Raw genomic sequence first — 344 nt, forward strand, 5'->3', positions numbered from 1 at the left:
ATATCTTAGTGTGATACACGCCTGTTAAGCAGTACGAAGTGGGTGATTAGCTCAGTTGGTAGAGCATCTCCCTTACAAGGAGGGGGTCGGCGGTTCGAGCCCGTCATCACCCACCACTTCGGGTCGTTAGCTCAGTTGGTAGAGCAGTTGACTTTTAATCAATTGGTCGCAGGTTCGAATCCTGCACGACCCACCAATTCAGAATAAAGCGCCTTTATGGCGCTTTTTTCGTTTCTGAGGCACAGCGTTAAACGTGCGGGATGAGAACCTGCCGCAGGTCGACTGAATCGCCGGGAGCGATTCAGGCTGATGCGCAGCATCACCCGCAGGGCGAGGCCCCGGAT

The 344-nt window shown here is 54.1% G+C and carries 2 tRNA genes; both read left to right on the forward strand.

What is annotated here, in order from left to right:
- The first annotated feature begins 40 nt into the window (after nt 1-40).
- Nucleotides 41-116, forward strand: a tRNA-Val gene (locus HA41_RS19455).
- Nucleotides 117-120: 4 nt separating this feature from the next.
- Nucleotides 121-196: transfer RNA gene (locus tag HA41_RS19460), tRNA-Lys, on the forward strand.
- Nucleotides 197-344 lie beyond the last annotated feature (148 nt).

The organism is Pantoea conspicua (genome assembly GCF_002095315.1).
Classification (GTDB): Bacteria; Pseudomonadota; Gammaproteobacteria; order Enterobacterales; family Enterobacteriaceae; genus Pantoea; species Pantoea conspicua.